Origin of the sequence: Pseudomonas sp. BF-B-26 (genome assembly GCF_019956495.1) — a bacterium.
Lineage (GTDB): Bacteria > Pseudomonadota > Gammaproteobacteria > Pseudomonadales > Pseudomonadaceae > Aquipseudomonas.
This window is the reverse complement of sequence record NZ_JAHBDP010000044.1, coordinates 12,585-30,868: the sequence shown is the minus strand read 5'-3', so window position 1 is coordinate 30,868 and position 18,284 is coordinate 12,585. Positions and strand designations below refer to the sequence as shown.

At 58.0% G+C, this 18,284-nt stretch carries 13 protein-coding genes; 6 read left to right on the top strand and 7 right to left on the bottom strand.

The features are described 5' to 3' along the window. The first annotated feature begins 17 nt into the window (after positions 1 to 17). Complete coding sequence (locus KGB03_RS03285) at positions 18 to 518, top strand: CS1 type fimbrial major subunit (RefSeq protein ID WP_074873991.1); 501 nt, start codon at positions 18 to 20, stop codon at positions 516 to 518. Positions 519 to 589: 71 nt separating this feature from the next. Here the strand turns inward: KGB03_RS03285 and KGB03_RS03280 are convergent, their stop codons facing one another. Further along, complete coding sequence (locus KGB03_RS03280; protein ID WP_192410269.1) at positions 590 to 3,706, bottom strand: transglycosylase domain-containing protein; 3,117 nt, start codon at positions 3,704 to 3,706, stop codon at positions 590 to 592. Positions 3,707 to 3,985: 279 nt separating this feature from the next. Then, a complete protein-coding gene (locus KGB03_RS03275; protein ID WP_218538338.1) occupies positions 3,986 to 4,444 on the bottom strand; it encodes an REP-associated tyrosine transposase in 459 nt (152 codons plus the stop codon). Positions 4,445 to 5,072: 628 nt separating this feature from the next. On the opposite strand from KGB03_RS03275, the gene KGB03_RS03270 reads away from it, so the two are divergent. Then, a complete protein-coding gene (locus KGB03_RS03270) occupies positions 5,073 to 6,491 on the top strand; it encodes an amino acid permease (protein ID WP_192410271.1) in 1,419 nt (472 codons plus the stop codon). Positions 6,492 to 6,563: 72 nt separating this feature from the next. Here KGB03_RS03270 and KGB03_RS03265 read toward each other — a convergent pair whose 3' ends face one another. Next, positions 6,564 to 7,688, bottom strand: a complete 1,125-nt coding sequence (locus tag KGB03_RS03265) for an OpgC family protein (RefSeq protein WP_218538339.1) — start codon at positions 7,686 to 7,688, stop codon at positions 6,564 to 6,566. Between the two features lie 242 nt (positions 7,689 to 7,930). On the opposite strand from KGB03_RS03265, the gene KGB03_RS03260 reads away from it, so the two are divergent. The 4 genes from KGB03_RS03260 (at position 7,931) to KGB03_RS03245 (ending at position 11,277) form a co-directional block, all read left to right on the top strand. Further along, positions 7,931 to 8,305: a GtrA family protein gene (locus KGB03_RS03260; protein ID WP_111452022.1), complete on the top strand. Its 375-nt coding sequence runs from the start codon at positions 7,931 to 7,933 to the stop codon at positions 8,303 to 8,305. After that, the gene (locus KGB03_RS03255; RefSeq protein WP_218538340.1) at positions 8,302 to 9,243 is read left to right on the top strand and encodes a glycosyltransferase family 2 protein; all 942 of its coding nucleotides are present in this window, start codon (positions 8,302 to 8,304) and stop codon (positions 9,241 to 9,243) included. The genes KGB03_RS03260 and KGB03_RS03255 overlap by 4 nt, the downstream gene beginning before the upstream one ends. A 1-nt stretch (position 9,244) precedes the next feature. Further along, entirely contained in the window at positions 9,245 to 10,753 is a 1,509-nt protein-coding gene (locus KGB03_RS03250; protein WP_223526331.1) for a glucosyltransferase domain-containing protein, read from the top strand. 149 nt (positions 10,754 to 10,902) lie between these two features. Then, entirely contained in the window at positions 10,903 to 11,277 is a 375-nt protein-coding gene (locus KGB03_RS03245) for a GtrA family protein (RefSeq protein WP_218538342.1), read from the top strand. A 157-nt stretch (positions 11,278 to 11,434) separates the two neighbouring features. On the opposite strand, the gene KGB03_RS03240 is transcribed toward KGB03_RS03245, so the two are convergent. The 4 genes from KGB03_RS03240 to KGB03_RS03225 all read right to left on the bottom strand — a co-directional run bounded on the left by KGB03_RS03240 (position 11,435) and on the right by KGB03_RS03225 (position 18,168). Beyond that, complete coding sequence (locus KGB03_RS03240) at positions 11,435 to 13,054, bottom strand: FMN-binding glutamate synthase family protein (RefSeq protein ID WP_218538343.1); 1,620 nt, start codon at positions 13,052 to 13,054, stop codon at positions 11,435 to 11,437. 89 nt (positions 13,055 to 13,143) lie between these two features. After that, the gene (locus tag KGB03_RS03235) at positions 13,144 to 15,438 is read right to left on the bottom strand and encodes a glycoside hydrolase family 3 N-terminal domain-containing protein (RefSeq protein ID WP_223526330.1); all 2,295 of its coding nucleotides are present in this window, start codon (positions 15,436 to 15,438) and stop codon (positions 13,144 to 13,146) included. A gap of 14 nt (positions 15,439 to 15,452) precedes the next feature. After that, positions 15,453 to 17,096: a glucan biosynthesis protein gene (locus KGB03_RS03230; RefSeq protein WP_218538345.1), complete on the bottom strand. Its 1,644-nt coding sequence runs from the start codon at positions 17,094 to 17,096 to the stop codon at positions 15,453 to 15,455. A 271-nt stretch (positions 17,097 to 17,367) separates the two neighbouring features. Further along, positions 17,368 to 18,168 (bottom strand): helix-turn-helix transcriptional regulator, encoded by an 801-nt coding sequence (locus KGB03_RS03225; RefSeq protein WP_111452018.1) that lies wholly within the window; start codon positions 18,166 to 18,168, stop codon positions 17,368 to 17,370. Positions 18,169 to 18,284 lie beyond the last annotated feature (116 nt).

Genomic DNA, 18,284 nt, shown 5'->3' with positions numbered 1-18,284 from the left:
TGCAACAGATAACTGACATGATCAAGCAAGCGACCGTCGCCGGATGCGTGGGTGCCTTGACGCTGATAAGTGCTTGCGCTTTCGCGGCGCGGGAGGAGCACACGTTCGAAGTGTCGGCGGATATTCCGACCCTTGGGTTTTATGTAATCCCGGCCGAGTCGGACTGGATTCACCGACCGCAGCGGTTGAACTGGAACCCTTCCACAAAAACCCTGAGCAGCGTGCGCAAGTATTTCGATGTGCGGCATGACACCAGCGCCATTGAAGCGCGCCTGGAGGCCACCCCCTACCTGTCGAACGGCAGGCCGAGTGACAACATGGCATTGCGGGTCAGTTTCAACGGGGTGGAGTTGAGCCCGGACCTTTCTTCACGGCTGGTGGTGTCAGCGGCTGAAGCGGCGGCAGGCACGCGGGTGTTGCTGGAAATCGCGCCAGTGAAGCCGCCCGGGGGATACCGCCCGGGGGATTACGACGGCAACGTACTGTTGTTGTTCAACGCCAGGGCGCCGGGGGAGTGAGCGCAAGCAGGCGCTTCGGTTTTCAAGGCGCTCGCGCATCGGCCGCCACTATTGAACTCAATGTCTGAAACTCACAGTCGCGATGTCGGAACCGGCGCACACGCGACACTGCTACCCGGTTGCAGGTACGGCATCAGAATCGGCGCCATCCCTTTGAGCACTTGCACTGGCAAGGCCGAAGTGAACTTGAACGCTTCGGCCGATTGCCCGGGCACGAACGCCGTCATCGTGCCGAAGTGACGATCGCCGATGTAGAACACAAAGGTCGCGGTGCGGTTAATGGATTTCGAACTCAGAATTCGCCCACCCGAACCGAAGGCTTCGATGCGGTTATCGCCCGTACCGGTTTTGCCGCCCATGGCCAACGGTTTGCCATCAGGCGTTACGAAACTGCCGGAGATACGTTTGGCTGTACCGGCATCCACCACTTGCGACAACGCTTCGCGCATGGCTGTGGCTACCTCGGAAGGCATCACCCGTTTACCGACATCCGGGTTATTGATCAGTTTGGTTTCATACGGCGTGTTCGCCGCGAAGTGCAGGCTGTCGATGCGCAGTGTCGGCATGCGCACGCCGTCGTTGAGGATGGTACCGATCAGCTCCGCCAAGGCTGCCGGACGATCGCCGGAACTGCCGATGGCGGTGGCCAGCGACGGTACCAGGTGATCGAACGGATAGCCGACTTTCTGCCAGCGCTGGTGAATGTCGAGGAACGCCTCGATCTCCAGCATGGTGCGAATGCGGCTGTCGCGGGCAAGCTTGTGACGGCTTTTGAACAGCCAGCTGTAGACTTCCTGGCGTTCGAACTGGCTGGCTTTGACGATCTGGCTGAACTTGGCATCCGGGTTGTTCAGCAGGTAACCCATCAACCACAAATCGAGCGGGTGGACCTTGGCGATGAAGCCTTGGTCCGGCAAGTCGTAGGCCCCAGGGCCGTAGCTTTCGTAAAGCCGTTGGAGACGTTCGTCGGTCAGCTTTTCGGTGAGCTTGGCGCCTTTGAGGTGCGAGCGCACGAACATGTTGAAGCTTTCCTGACTGGCCTGTGGCAACAGATACCGATGCACCGCGGCCATGCGAATCGGGGTCGGGCGCATGCTGTCGAGGAAGGTCTCGAGCCGCGCCTGGGTGTCCTTGTTCTTGTACTTCTTCCAGAATTTCAGGAGGAACGATGTGCCTTCCCGGTCGGCAAACGAAGCCAGGTATTCCTGACGCCGAGGGTCGCGGTCGTCCTTGAGCAATTCGGCGCTGCTGTTGGGGCCTGAATAGGTGGTATAGCGCACCAGATCACGCATCAGCCGAATGAACGGCAGGTTGATCGACTCACGTATTGCATCGCGAAGCGTCGGCATGCGGCCGTTGTCTTCCTTGCGAAAGTTATGGAACACATGCAACCCGCCACCGGTAAAAAAGGCTTCGCCGGGGCTGGCGGAGTATTTGCGGTCCAGCGCGGCGCCAAGCATGGCTGGCAGGTTGCGGTCTTTATTCTGGATCAGGTAATCGACGGCCCAGCGACTCAGATGGTCCTGCTCCGGGACCTCGACTTTCTTCAGTTCCGGGACGGTCATCGTTGCGTATTTATCGTGCAGCTCGGCCATGATCTGCAAATAGGTGGTCAGCACACGCATCTTGGCGGTGGAGCCCAGCTCCAGCTTGCTGCCTTCATTGATATCGAACGGCTGGTCGGTGCTGTCGGTCTGCACCCGCACCCGCGAGCCGTCCGGGGTCAGTTCGAACAGCGTGAAGCTGTAGCGCACCTGGGCGGTACTGGTGGGGGTCAGCAGGCGTTCGCCCATCAAGCCGATCTGCGTTGCAAACACAGGGTCGGCCAGATGCTTCAGGTACTCGGTAGCCTGGGTTTGCAACTCGCCTTGCAGGGTGCTGGTGGCGGAAAGATCAAGGCGATCGAGGTCGTACAGCGGACGGTTGAGCAACCCGCCCAGACGACTGCGTGCCACGCTGATGCCCTTGTTGGTTTCGATCGGCTGAATGGTTGGCTGTGTCTGCCAGTCGCGATAGGTCACTTTGCTGGCCAATGCCGCTGCCGCGAGTGGCGCATCGATCACGTCATTCTGTGCCAGCAGGCGAATGTGGCTGTCGGTGAGGTCGGCCAGTTCCTCGCGCCCCTTGGTCAGGTAGTGGGAAGGGCGGCGCTGGGCAATCATCAAAGACAGCATCTCCCGCAGGGCCAGACCTTTTTCCGACATGCTTTTCGGATCTGTCTCCTTGCTGGCCAGCCGCTCGTTGGCCTGGTTGAAATCGGCGCCGTACCAGACGCGCAAACCTTCGGCCATGCCATGCACTTCACCGTGACCCGGTACTGCCGACAGGGGCACGCTGTTGAGGTAATCGCGAATCACGTTCTGCCGGGCTTCGAGGGTCTCCGGTCCGGCCTGATAGGCGCGCACACTGGCAGAAATCATCTGCCGGATTTTTTCCGCGCCCGACACGGTCAGGCCATCGGGCGAATGCCGGTACTTCTCAAGTTGCGTTGCCAGGGTACTGCCGCCCGCCGACTGGCCCGGCAGGTGCATTAACTTGGCGACCTGGGACCACGCTGCCATGCCGAACCGAGGCCAATCCACGGCAGGGTTGGCCCGGGGCTGACGGGGATCGAGCAGAAAGCGGTTTTCGATGAACAGCAAACTGTTGACCACCACAGGGGGGATCGCCGCAAAGCTTGAATACAGTTGTTGTGGGTACTTGTACTGGTAAAGCGGTGCCGCACGGCAATCGGTGATCACCAATCCAGCCTGGATTTTCTCCGCGTAGGGCACGAAAAAGCCCTTGTCGGTGTAGTCCATCAACTTTTGCGAAAACCGGGTCTGTGACGCCACAACGTAATCACGCTTGATCAAACGCGGCAGGAACTCACCCAGAGAGCTGTAGCCCAGGCGCAGGTCGAAAGGACCGGCACCGGGATAGCGAATGGCATCGCTGGGACCGGGTTTGAGCTCGTAGCTCAGGGTGGCCGCGTATTGGCTGAGTTCCCGGGATTGAAACTTCGATGTGCGCATTTCCTTGGCCGCAGCCAACCCCAGGACAATCAGGATAATCAGCAACAACAACCAGAACGCCCACCAGCCGTGCTTTGTGCGACTGCTTCGGGGTTTTTCAGGTAAAGGCGTTTCGTCCATACGTCCAGTCGGAACCACATTTTTACTCGAATCGGTTTGCCACAAAACGCCCATAGTCGACTGATCCATTTACGCAGATTGAGAGGACTTGTCTGAAGCTTAGACGGTGGTTGGCGTTGGTGAAAAAATTGTGGATACACAAATATCATGGATCCACTTTGACTTGTGGCGAGGGGATTTATCCCCGTTGGAGTGCGAAGCGCTCCCTTGTGTTCTGTCAGTCACACCGCGTCCTCAGGTTTTACGGCTGCTGCGCAACCGAACGGGGTGGTGCGGCATTCCGATAAATCCCCTCACCACAGGGAGTTCGGTAGCCACAGAAGAGGAGTGACGTTACAACCAGCAGACATCCCAGAGTGGGTAATCGCCGATTTTGTCTACGAGCCCTGCTCTCAAGGGATTTGCAACGATGTATCGAGCGAACGGCAGGAGTTCTTCTCCATCGCGGATTGCCCGGTCGTGGTAGCCAGTTTGCCAGAACGCGCCTTCACGGTTTAACGCCCGATTGATGGTGAGCGTGCTACGAGACTTGGTGGTCTGCATAAGCTGCGCCAAAGTGCATTGTTCGAGTTGTAGCAGCCAATGAAAGTGATCAGGCATAACCACCCAGGCTATTGAGTTGACCCAGCCCAGTTCATGGGCCCGTCGGAGTTCTGCAACCAGCAGGCGTCCCAACCGCCAATCAGTGAATATCTGTCGGCGTTGATGTACTACGGCCGTAATGAGATAGGCCCGTCCTGGTTCTGAGTAACGTCCTTGGCGAAGCAGGTGAGAGTTTGGGCGAGAGAGCATTCCTTTGCGTCCTTAAGCAGTGGTCCCCATTCACCCTAGCCATCCAACTGCCTACACATCGCTGCAACTCCTGCGTGAATATTCTGAAAATATTGAAGGATCCAATTTGAAACGCAATTTCCTGTGGCGAGGGAGCTTGCTCCCGCTGGGCTGCGAAGCAACCCCAAACCTTGCGACCGCGGTTCGTCTGATAAATACGGTTTACAGGCTTTGCGACTGCTACGCAGTCGAGCGGGAGCAAGCTCCCTCGCCACAAGGATCTCATCAAGCTGTAAGTAGTGTTCTAGACGCGTGTAAGGGAAAGTACAGCCTATTCAAGAACATGACGATGCACCATTACCGTGCAATACTCCGCGCCGTTTTAGTTGCGAATAATCTGACGTAAGCCAGGTAATGCCCCTCCGTAAACCGGACTTTTACCGAGAGTTCTCGCTAAATGTTGTGGTTTATAGAGTGAAAAACCCTATAGGAAGCTTTTTATACTGCACGCCCCGCTGATCTTGCAGGTTTTGTCCTACAAGACGGGTTTGCCCACGAAGCAGGCCTGGTTTCAGACAAGCATTGGCTTACCGGTCAGCGCTTCGACACTCGGTGGTCATATCCAATAACAAGACGAGGTTGTACCCCTATGCCAGGCAATCACCTGTCCAATGGCGAGACCGCTCAAGGCGGCCCGCTCAAACGCGAACTCGGCGAACGGCATATTCGTTTGATGGCGCTCGGTGCCTGTATCGGCGTCGGCCTGTTCCTCGGTTCGGCCAAAGCCATCGAGATGGCTGGTCCGGCAATCATGCTTTCTTACATCATCGGCGGTCTGGCGATCCTGGTGATCATGCGCGCCCTCGGCGAGATGGCGGTGCACAACCCGGTCGCCGGCTCCTTCAGCCGGTATGCTCAAGACTACCTCGGCCCATTGGCGGGCTTCCTGACCGGTTGGAATTACTGGTTCCTGTGGCTGGTGACCTGCGTTGCGGAAATCACCGCGGTGGCGGTGTACATGGGCGTCTGGTTCCCCGATGTACCGCGCTGGATCTGGGCACTCGCCGCGTTGATCAGCATGGGCTCGATCAACCTGATCGCGGTGAAAGCCTTCGGTGAGTTCGAATTCTGGTTCGCCCTGATCAAGATCGTCACCATCATTGCGATGGTGATCGGCGGTATCGGCGTGATCGCGTTCGGCTTTGGCAATGACGGCGTGGCGCTGGGGATTTCCAATCTCTGGGCACACGGCGGCTTCATGCCCAACGGCGTGCAAGGCGTGTTGATGTCCCTGCAAATGGTGATGTTCGCCTACCTCGGCGTCGAGATGATCGGCCTGACCGCGGGTGAAGCGAAGAACCCGCAGAAGACCATTCCCAATGCGATCGGCTCGGTGTTCTGGCGGATTCTGCTGTTCTACGTCGGCGCGCTGTTCGTGATCCTGTCGATCTACCCGTGGAACGAAATCGGCACCCAGGGCAGCCCGTTCGTGATGACCTTCGAGCGTCTGGGCATCAAGACCGCCGCCGGTATCATCAACTTCGTGGTGATCACCGCGGCACTGTCATCCTGCAACGGCGGCATCTTCAGCACCGGGCGCATGCTCTACAGCCTGGCGCAGAACGGTCAGGCCCCGGCCGGCTTCGCCAAGACTTCGAACAACGGCGTGCCCCGTCGCGCGTTGCTGTTGTCGATCTTCGTGCTGTTACTGGGTGTGCTGCTCAACTACATGGTTCCGGAGAAAGTGTTCGTCTGGGTGACGGCGATTGCCACCTTCGGCGCGATCTGGACCTGGGTGATGATCCTGCTGGCCCAGCTCAAGTTCCGCCAAGGCCTGAGCGCCAGCGAACGTGCCGGCCTGAAATACAAGATGTGGCTGTACCCGGTCAGCTCGTACCTGGCGCTGGCGTTTTTGGTGCTGGTGGTCGGCCTGATGGCGTACTTCCCGGACACTCGCGTGGCGCTCTATGTGGGGCCGGCGTTCCTGGTGCTGCTGACGGTGTTGTTCTACATGTTCAAGCTGCAACCGACCAATGTGTCGCAGGGGGCGGCGGTGCGTGCTTCGTAAGGTGTAACGCCTGAAATGAAAAAGCCCCGGTCGTGATGATCGGGGCTTTTGCGTTTGTAGGGGCAAAAGATCTTAGGCGGCCGCCACCGACATTTGCCGATTCAACTGCTTGTTGAATTCCAGCCACGCCCCCAGCAACGCCATCACCCCGGCCCCCACCAACGCGGTGAAAACCTGCATGGCAAACGCATCGTCGGTCAGGGCGTTGAGCATGTCCGCCAAGGGCGCCAACAGCACGCCGAGGCAGAAAACTTCCAGTGAATAGCGCCCCATGCGACAGCATTGCTGCGCCAGCCAGTTTTGCGTCCAGCCGTTGCCGGGCAAGAGCCTGGCGGTGACGTAGGCCAGCGCCAGGAAGTGCAGCAGACGGACCGGCGACAGATCGGTCTTGCTGATCGGGTACAGCAGGTTGCTCAGGCTGGCGGGCATCAGGGCATCGTGTATTTGCGGCCAGCGCAAGGAGACAGTCATCACCCCGGTCACCACCACGTACACCGCTGCGCTGACAAACAAGGGCTGGCGCAACAGCGGGCGAGTGTCGGGCAACCGTGGCCGCTGCCCGTGAATCGCCATAAAGCCGCCGAGGATAAACAGCAGTTGCCAGGTGACGGGGTTGAAGTACCACACACCGTCCTTGATGGCCGCCAGGTTCCAGCCAAACCGCGGTGCCAGCAAGTACACCGCCAATGACACCGCTACAACCGCCCACGGCTTGCGCACCAGCAACGGCAAGACCAGTGGCAATCCCGCCAGCAGCACGATGTACAGCGGCAGCGGGTCCATCAGGTTCGGCTTGAAGCGCAGCAGTAACTCATCAGTCAACGCTTGCTGGGGGTTGCTGATGAAGTGATGCATGCCCATTTCCTCCACCAGATCGCGGGTTTCCACATGGCTGTTGGCGAAGAACACGATGCCCATCAGCATGGCCAGCAGGAAAATATGGACCACGTAGAGCACCCAGGCGCGCCGCAGAATCTTCACGCAGGCGATCAGGTAACCCTCGCGCGCAAGGATTTTGCCGTAGGCCAGAACGGCTGCGTAGCCGGCGAGAAACACGAATATTTCTGCGGCATCGCTGAAACCGAGATTGCGCAGGGTGATTTGACCAAGGGGGTTGTGAGGCACGTGATCCCAAAAAATGAAGATCAGTGCCAGACCGCGAAAAAAGTCGATTCGGTGATCGCGCTCAAACGTCATGACGGCAGGCTCGTGAACGGGTGTCGGGATAAGGAGTAGCCGAAGGGGCCAAAGGAGTTGTGTGCCGCACATCGGCGGCGCGCAGGGTGGCGTGATTCGCGGGCAATTGCAAAACCGGGATATTACGGGATGTCTCCTGGCATTCAGGCAAGCCTTGACCGCTGGTCTGAAAGGTCCGCCCACCTGTGATTTCTGACAGTAGACAAGTTCAAAGTTTTATGACGTGAAACGGGAGAATCACCATGAGATTTTTGTGGAAAGGATTTTCCAGCTACACGGTAGTCGGGGTCGCCAACACGCTGATCCACTGGCAAATTTTTTTCCTGCTGAGCGTGGGGGCCGGCCTCAGTCAGGCGGTCAGCAACCTGGCTGCCTTCTGCGTTGCCGCCTCGTTTTCCTTCTACATGAACGCGCTGTATACCTTCGAAGCCAAGGCGTCGGTCGGCGGTTATCTTCTATTCTTGGGAGCTATGGGGGCGCTGAGTCTGGGCGTCGGCCATGCCGGTGACGTATGGAGACTTCATGGCCTGCTGACGGTGTTTATCTTTTCGGCATTGAGCCTGGTGCTTGGCTTTCTGTTTTCAAAGTACGTGGTCTTTCGCGAGCGTAGTGCATGAGAGTCTCGTTGATCGTTCCGGTATTCAATGAAGAACAGGCGGTCAGCCTGTTTTATCAGGCCGTGCGTCGCGAGTTGAGGCTTGACCCGGCCGAGGTCGAAATCGTGTTCATCAACGATGGCAGTTCCGACCGCACGGCTGAGGAGGTCAAGGCCCTGGCGCAGGCCGATGAACAGGTCTTGCTGATCAACTTCTCGCGCAACTTCGGCAAGGAGCCGGCGTTGTTCGCCGGCCTGGAATATGCCACCGGCGATGCGGTGATTCCCATGGACGTCGATTTGCAGGACCCGATCAGCGTCATCCCGCGGTTGATTGGCGAATGGCAAAAAGGCGCGGATGTGGTGCTCGCCAAGCGCCGGGATCGCACCACCGACAGTTACCTGAAACGCCACAGCGCTTCGCTGTTCTACCGTGTGCTGAACCGCATCGCTTACACCCGCATCGAAGAAAACGTCGGCGATTTTCGGCTGATGGATCGCAAGGTGGTCGACGTGATTCGCGCGCTTCCCGAGCACCAGTTGTTCATGAAAGGCGTGCTGTCATGGGCCGGGTTCAACACTGTGGTGGTGGAGTACGAGCGCGCCGAGCGAGTGGCGGGCACCAGCAAGTTCAATGGCTGGAAGCTCTGGAACCTGGCGCTGGAAGGCGTGACCTCGTTCAGTACGGTGCCGTTGCGCTTATGGACGTACGTCGGTGGCGGAATTTCGATCTTCGCGGTGCTCTACGCGGTGTACATGGTGCTGGACAAGATTTTCTTCGGCAACAGCGTCCCTGGTTACCCGTCGTTGATGACGGCCATTCTGTTTCTCGGCGGCGTGCAACTGATCGGCATCGGCATCCTCGGTGAGTACGTCGGCCGCATCTACATCGAAGCCAAGCATCGGCCGCGTTATGTGGTGAAAGACATCGTTGGCGGCAAAGACCGGCTCGGGTTTTAGCATGGGCAGGTTCAGCGACTTTTTCAGCAAGGAACTCGGGCGCCGGCAGGTCTGGCTGTTTTTTCTGTTGGCGACCTTGGTGTATGTGGTGCCGTTGCTCCTCGCGGACTATCCGTATATCGATGACAACTGGCGATCGTTGTCGGCCGGTTTGGCTTGGACGGGGCAGGGGCGGTTGTTCAGCGAGCTGTTCTACAACCTGCTGACGTTCAGCAATGCCGCGCCGAACATCTTTCCGCTGCCGCTGTTGATCGCCACACTGGCCATGGCCGCGGCGCTGACCAGCCTGACGTTTCATTACTACCCGCAACCGACGATTGCCTGCTGCCTGGTGACGCTACCGCTCTGGTACAACCCGTTCTTTCTGCAAAACCTGTCTTATCAATACGACGGGCCCGCCATGGCGTTGAGCGTGGTGGCGGTCATCTATGCGATTACCTTCCGTCCCCCCTCGCGCATTCAGCAGTGGCTGGTGCCGTCCTTTCTGGTTGCCTTGGCGATAGGGCTGTATCAGGTGAGCTTCAATGTGTTTCTCGGGTTGTGTTGCGTGGAGGTACTCAGGGGCGCCAATGACAAACTCGCCTGGCCGCAATGGTGCGGGTTGATCGGCTGGAAAATCGCTCAGGCCTTCCTGGGCTGCCTGATTTACGCCGTCAGTGCTTATCCGTTCACTCAACACAATCGCACCCTGCTGCTGAACTGGAACGCGGAGCCGTTGCTGCAACTGCACGTCAACATCGCCAGGGTGCTGGAAAAAGTCGTGCTGCTGTTTCACGGCGGATTTACCTGGGTGTTCGCCGGGTTGTTGCTGTGCGCCATAGCTGGCGCGGTTCGCCTGGGGCTCAACGTCGTGACGCGTCAGGACAGCACCGCGAACAAAATGCTGATCGGCCTGATCTGTGTGCTGGCATTACCGGCAGTGACCTTACTGGTGTCGGGTATGGCGCTGTTTTTCCGGGACTTCAATGAAGGCGCCAGGACCTTGATGGGCTTCGCGGTCCTGTTGGTGCTGTTGTTCTATTTGAGCCATCTGGCGCTGGCACGAATCCACCAGCGGCTGCCGCTGTTGTTGGTGATTCCGTTGCTGGCGATGCTTTCGCTGTCGTACGCCTACGGGCGCGTGCTGACGGTGCAGAAAGCCTTCGCGGCCAGCGCGCTATTGAGTCTTCAACACGACATCGTGTCGAATCGACAGCTGTTCGAAGCCAAGCGCATTTACATGTCAGTGACCTATTCCGATCACTGGTTGCTGGGGGCAGCAGGCTCGTTCAAGCAGATGCCGGTGTTGCACTATCTGCTGAACATCGACTTCTACATGCTGGCCGAGAACCTGCCGAAAGTGGGGATCACCAACGTCGTTGCAGAGAAGGAGCGACGTAACGCGACCCGGGTGGGGTATCAGGGTTATCCGCCGCTGGTGGAGAGCCAGTACTACCGGATTTATCTGATCGGCGATTACGGTTTTATTGTCATGAAAGAGCCTGCGCCGATTAAGAGGCTGCACTGGTGAAAGGTGAGGGGCACTGTTCGCGACGATATCGTTAGATGTGACCGTTGGTCTGGAATCCTCGCCTGCCTGTTATTTCTGTCAGTAGACCGCTACAGGGCAGTCACCTAGTTTGAAAGGCACCTGAAACAGGGATATTGGCAGGAGTCAGCATGAAAGCGTTATTGAAAGGATTCTGTAGCTACATGTTCATCGGCGTGATCAATGCGCTCATCCATTGGCAGATTTTTTTCGTACTCACCGTCGCCGCCGAACTCAGTCAGGCGATCAGCAACTTTGTGGCGTTTTGCATCGCGGTCACCTTTTCCTTCCATGTGCATGCGCTTTACACCTTTGACAGGAAGGCGATGGTGCTGGGCTATCTGTTGTTCAGCGCTGTCATGGGCGTCGTGAGCTATGGCGTCGGACATATTGCAGATCTGTGGCAGGTGCATGGTTTGGTGACGGTGACATCGTTTTGGTTGTTGTACCTGATTGGCGAGTTCTTCTTTTCCAGGTTTGTGGTGTTGCGTGGATGTGAGTCATGAGGGCTTCTCAGCCGACGATCCCGATGTTTGGGCCGCTTCACGGGCGAACAGTTTCAGTGTATTCGGGTTTGATGAAATCCCGAGCGATGACTTTCAGCATGCTGTCCTTCCTTGGTGTTAAGCCAACCTCCCGATGAGGTTGGCGTTCAATCGTTGTTTACGCAGCAACCACCTCATTCGGCTCAAAACTGTCCGCCCGCGCCATCTGCCACATCCGCGAGTAAAACTCCCCATTCACTTCCCCAGTCAGCAACTCCCCCGGTTTCAAGAACACATGCAACTGCGAGAACAATTTGATCTCGGTCGCCGACATGCGCCGTACCAGATGCTTGGCCGATAGCTGCGAAGGATGTTCCAACCCGGCAGCGGCAAGCATTTCGGCCAGGGCCTTGAGCGTGTTGCGGTGGAAGTTGAAGACGCGTTGGGCCTTGTCCGGGACGACGAGTGCGCGTTGGCGCAGTGTGTCCTGGGTGGCGACACCGGTCGGGCATTTGTTGGTGTGGCAGCTTTGCGACTGGATGCAGCCGATGGCGAACATGAAGCCACGCGCCGAGTTGGCCCAGTCGGCGCCGATGGCCAGGACGCTGGCGATGTCGAAGGCGCTGACAATCTTGCCGCTGGCGCCGAGTTTGATTTTGTCCCGCAGGTTCAGGCCGACCAGCGTGTTGTGCACGAACAACAGGCCTTCGCGCATTGGCACACCAATGTGGTCGGTGAATTCTACGGGCGCGGCGCCGGTGCCGCCTTCCTTGCCATCGACCACGATGAAGTCGGGGAGGATGCCGGTTTCCAGCATGGCCTTGGCGATGCCCATGAATTCCCACGGATGCCCCAGGCAAAACTTGAAACCCACCGGTTTGCCGCCGGACAGTTCACGCAACTGCTGGATGAAATGCATCAACTCGATCGGTGTGGAAAACGCGCTGTGCCGCGACGGCGAGATGCAATCTTCGCCCATCAGGATGCCGCGGGTTTCGGCGATTTCCCGGGTGACTTTGTGCTTGGGCAGGATCCCGCCGTGGCCGGGTTTGGCGCCCTGGCTCATCTTGATTTCGATCATCCGCACTTGTGGCGTCTGCGCTTGTGCGGCGAAGCGTTCAGGGTCGAAGCGCCCGTCAGCGGTGCGACAGCCGAAGTAGCCGCTGCCCAGTTCCCAGGTCAGGTCGCCGCCGTTTTCCCGGTGATAGGCGCTGATGCTGCCTTCACCGGTGTCGTGGGCGAAGTTGCCGAGTTTCGCCCCTTGGTTCAACGCCCGAATGGCGTTGGCGCTGAGGGAGCCGAAGCTCATGGCCGAGATGTTGAACACCGACGCCGAGTACGGCTGCGTGCACTGCGGGCCGCCGACCGTGACGCGGAAACTGCTCGGGTCGCTCAACGGCGCAGGGCGCATGGAGTGGCCGATGAATTCGAAACCCGACTGATACACATCGATCAAGGTGCCGAAGGGTTTGTCGGCGCTTTCGTTCTTGGCCCGTGAATAGACCAGCGAACGCTGAGCCCGGGAGAAGGGCAGGGCGTCGCTGTCGGACTCGAGCAGGTACTGGCGGATTTCCGGGCGAATACCCTCCACCAGATAGCGGATGTTGCCGAGGATCGGGTAGTTACGGCGCACGGCGTGAGGGCTTTGCAGCAGATCGAACAGGCCCACGAGGCTGAGAATGCCGGTGGCGACAGTGATCGGCCAGAGCCAGTCGTGCTCCAGAAAGGGCAGGCTGGCGAGGGTGAAAATCACGCAGGCAGCAAAGAAGGCGTAGCGGCTCAGGAGTGACAGGCTCATACGGTTTCCTTGGGTTCGGACTTGGTGGGGCAGTCCGCATTCTGCGCCCGTAGGGAACCCGTGAAAAGAGAATGACACCGCCCCGGCATTCACATGGCTGAAGTCTCGCGCAGCATCCGCGGTATGGCTGAACCGAGCCCCGGCAATCGTTTACCGGACGTTACCTCGAAGCTCGCCTGATTGTCCGTGGCAGAACTGCCGCCGACAAACACCGTGAACGTTCCGGGCTCAACCACTCGCAGAAAATATTTATCCAGCAGCGCAAAGTCCTCCTCATCCAGCAGGAAACTTACTGTTCGTGTTTCTTCCGGAGCGAGCCTGACCCGCACAAATCCACGCAAACTGCGCACCGGACGCGTCACGCTAGCGACATCGTCGCGCAGGTATAACTGGATGATTTCCTCTCCCGCTCGCTTGCCGGTATTACGCACCGTCACCTGCACCGACAGTTTTTCACTCGCTGTCAGCGTCGTTGCACTGAGTCTCGGGGTGTCGTATGTAAAGGTCGTGTAACTCAGGCCATGTCCGAAGGGATAAAGTGGCGTCCAGGGTTGGTCAACGTACTTCGAGGTGAAAACCGCCTCTTTGCTCGGTGGGCGGCCGGTATTCTTGTGCTCAAAGTAAATGGGTACCTGCCCGACCGAGCGCGCAAAAGTGATGGGGAGCTTGCCACTTGGATTCACGTCACCGAACAACACATCGGCCACGCCGTGGCCCATCTCGGAACCGAGAAACCAGGACTCAAGGATAGCGGGCACTTTCTCGGCCATTCTCGGAATGGCCAAGGGTCGACCGTTCATGAGAATGACCACCAAGGGTTTGCCTGATTCGATCAACCGCAACAACAGTGCATCTTGAGCACCAGGCAGGCCCAGGGATGCACGACTGCGTGCTTCGCCACTCATATCCGCACTTTCGCCGAGAACGGCAATCACCACATCGGCATCCGCGGCGGCGCGTTGTGCCTCGTCGACCCCTGAGAGTTCGGCGTTGTCGGGCGAGGCTCCTGGTCTGTAGATGACCTGTGTCGCGGGCGATACCGCGCGCTTGATTCCCTCAAGAACTGTAATCGAGTCCTCGGGGCGGCCGTCCCCTGGCCAAGAGCCCAATGTGGCGTTGGCGTCAGTAGCGAGCGCGCCTACCACCAAGAGTTTGTGGATGTCCTTGGGCAGCGGCAACAATTGGTTGTCGTTCTTCAACAGCACAATGGATTTTTGCGCCGCTTCCCGCGCCAGCGCGCGCATCTGGGGCGAGAGGGTCAGCTGACGTTCGCGGACCGGGTCGCTGTAGCGATAAGGGTTCTCGAACAGGCCCAGTCGTTGTTTGGTTTGGAGTACACGCCGCACAGCGTCGTCCAGCAAGCGCTGTGGAATTTGCCCGCTGCGCACCAGTGCCGGTAATTCCTTAGCGTAGAGACCGCTGACCATGTCGATATCCATCGTGGCCTCGAGTGCGAGATTGACCGCTGTCGTGGGGATTGCAGCGACGCCGTGCTCCATCAGTTCCGGTATGCCGCTGTAGTCGCTGACAATGACCCCGTCGAAGCCCCACTGATCGCGCAGTCTTTCCTTAAGCAGCGAGCGGTTTGCATGCATCGGTGCGCCCGCGATCTCGTTGAATCCAGGCATGATCGCATCTGCCCCTGCCTCTACAGCGGCACGAAACGGCGGGAGATAAACCTCTCGCAAGGTACGTTCCGAGATATCGGCAGTGTTGTAGTCACGCCCACCTTCGGCGGCCCCGTATGCAACAAAATGCTTGGCGGTGGCCAGCATCATGGACGCATTTTTCTCATCGGTGCCCCGAAAACCTCGTACACGCGCAACCGCCAGCGAGGAACCCAGAAACGGGTCCTCGCCTGCACCCTCTACCACCCGACCCCAACGTGGGTCACGCGCGATATCGACCATGGGCGCGAAGGTCCAGTGCAATCCGCTGGCGGTTGCTTCGACGGCGGCGGCACGGGCAGTGCGTTGTGACAGTTCAGGATCCCAGGCCGAGGCCTCGGCAAGTGGAACTGGAAAAATGGTGCGAAAGCCATGAACCACGTCGAATGAGAACAGCAACGGGATATGCAGGCGGGACCCTTCGACAGCCCTGCGTTGCAGTTGACGTGTGGTTTCGGCGCCATAGACCCCGAGCAGAGAGCCGGAGTCTTCAACACGAACAATGTTTTCGCCTTTGTTATCCACAATGGGGCCGGTGGGCGTCGCTTGCATACCCAGTTGTGTGAGCTGGCCGGCCTTTTCTTCGAGTGTCATCTGCGCGAGCAATGTTTCAATCAGATTATCGTTACCGGACGATGAATCCGCATAGGCGTGAACCCACGTTCCCGTCACGAGCGTAGTCAGGATGGCGTTTCTGATGAGGCGTCGGACATCCATGGCCGGTAGTCCTCTCAGGAAACGTTAAAAGTTTCGGAAGGATGTTGCAGCGCTATCGCCCCAGATTGTGAATCGAATGGGTGATATTGATAGAGCCATGTTTCCGACAGCGTCTTGCCGTCCAGGAGTAAGAACAAGCGCAGTTCCACCGGATCTTTCCCATCGACGCTTAAATCGAACTGAGCACGCCAGTGACCTGGCACGCCATCTGGTACGGCCTCTGTAAATACATTCGAGAATGTTCCTCTCGAGGAAGACAGTACGGCTTGCGGTTTTACCCCGAAGGCGAGCTTCTCCAGCGGTGTGCCTTTGAACTCTACGACGAACTTGCGCACGCCTTTGGGGCGCGGTTGGCCGGGTTGGCCGCCATTGCCCAAGCGCGTCGCCACGCAACGAGCCAATTCAGAAGGGTAGGGTTCATCCGCCAACCAATGAAGGCGATAACGTAGCCGATAGGTATTGCCTGCCTCGGCAGGTTCAGCAGGGACCCACATGGCGACGATATTGTCGTGAATTTCATCGTCAGTGGGGATTTCCACCAACTGAACGCTGCCTGCCCCCCAATCGCCAAGAGGTTCTACCCACAGACTGGGGCGACGTTCGTAATGCACGCCGTCCTCAAAATTGTTGAAGTCCCGATCCCGCTGTAATAAACCAAAACCTCGTGGATGGTTGTCGCTGAAAGCCGACGCCATGGTGCGCCCTGGGTTGTTCAATGGTCGCCAGATGCGCTCGCCGTTCCCGGTCCAAAGCGCCAGGCCATCAGAATCGTGTACCTCGGGGCGCCAGTCGGCAGCGGTGCGCTTGGCGGTTTCGCTGAACCAATGCATGGAGGTCAGCGGGGCGATGCCAAAACGTCCAACATCCTGGCGCAGAAATAGCGCGCACTCGACATCCATGACCACACCTTTGGTCCGGTGAATGGTGAAGCGATAGGCGCCACAGATGCTGGGGCCGTCGAGCAACGCGTACAGCGTCACGCTCTCATTGCGATCCTCCTTGGGGGTTTCAAACCAGATGTGCGTGAAGTTTGGAAACTCTTCAGCCGTATCCGGTTGCGCGACGTCCAGCGCGATGCCGCGCGCTGAAAGCCCATATTGGTACAACTCGCCAATGGCGCGAAAATACGAGGCACCGAGAAAGGCCACCCAGTCATTGTGCTTCCAGTCGCGTTTTTTCTGGTCACCCCGGCGACTTTCCTGAAGACGAAATCCAGAAAAACCACTGTCCGGGGGAAGTGCATGAGCCGGACTTTCGGCAGGCATAGTGAAGTAGCTCGGGTCGTAGATTATCTCTTGAGCAATACCTTCTTTAATCAAATGCAGGCGGACCGGTACACGAAAGTAGGTGCCCAAGTGAAAAAAAGTGACAGGGTATTGTCCTGACCCTTTTGAAAAAAGCGCATGTTGCGGGTCGAACTTTATTTTTCCATGGGCTTCGTAGTCGATCTTTGACAGGAGTTGTGCAGAAGCTGTTGCTGGAGCGATATAGGGCTTCAACACTAAGGCTCGCGCACGTTCAATCAAACTGTCGAAGGAGAACACCTCAGACGCACCCAGCTTCAGATGTTCTTCTGCGATTGCCGCTGACTTGATGTTCAGAGCGCAGAAAGCCGTTGAGAGTGACGCGAATGTCAAAAAGGAGCGGCGTGTAAACATAAGGAAACCTGTCCGTGGCTGATGAGTAAAAACGTTTAATTACCTTAAACGTCCAATTGCAACGCGCTGATCATGCAAGAGCACGCTTAGATCAACGAAGTGAGTTAGTTACTCAGCTAGATCCAGGACAGGCAGTGCGGGCATAACCGCATTGATTGAACATCAACGTCAGACGGATTGTTTAGCGGGGAGGTGGGTCGGGTCTACTGTCAGAAATAACAGGTCTCTTCTGTTTCCGATAAGTGGTAACAATCAATGAAGTGACGGGTGCTCAGGCATTTTGTGCCTGCAGAAAAATCGAAAACAGCTCCGACTGGGATTTGATCCCCAGTTTGCTGTACATGTGTTTCTTATGGACTTTCACGGTTTCAACAGAGATTTCCAGCTTGCGGGCGATTTCTTTACTGGAGCAACCGCTGAGCATCAAGCGTCCGACATCCAGCTCCCGGGCGGTCAATTGCGCGCCTTTGAGTTGCTGCACCGACGTCTCCAGCTGCACGCGCCAGTCGACTGGCGGTGGTGCTGGCGCAAGGGCCACGACTTCGTTGATTTCGTAGGGCAGGCGCTGGCGTAACAGGCCGAGCACCCAGGGCTGGATCAGCGACAGCAAGGCAATCTGTTGGCCGCTGAAACGTTGCTTGCTGCCCAGTGACAGGCACAGCGTGCGGTCGCCTTCGAGTTGGCAATTGAACTGGATTTCATCGGCCACCACATTCAGACGAAAGTAGCGCTGGTAATACTCGGTCAGCTCGAAATGCTCCGGCGCCACTTCCGACAGGCGATAAAGCCCGGTGCGCGACTGCTCGCGACAGGCGATGTAGAACGGATCGAGCAGGTACAAACCGCGCAGATAGTCCTGGAACAACTGATCGGGACTGCCGTCCGCGCCCGGGCATTCGGCGAACACTTGCGGGTGCTGATCAGCGCTGAAAAGCAGCGCCACCCAGCTGTCGAAGGTCACGTACTGATCCAGCAACCGTACCAACTGCGTCCAGAAATTGGGCTTGTCCAGGGCGTCGATCAGTTGCCCGACCGAGCGGTGCCATGCGATGTCGTCTAACGAAAGTGTCATGCCTCTACCCCTATCGGGTTACCCCAGCGGCGTGATTTCCCGGCCGGTGGCTTGCTGCGCATACTGGCGCACAGACACCGACCGGGCAATCTTTCTGCCAGCCTGGTCAAGAACAA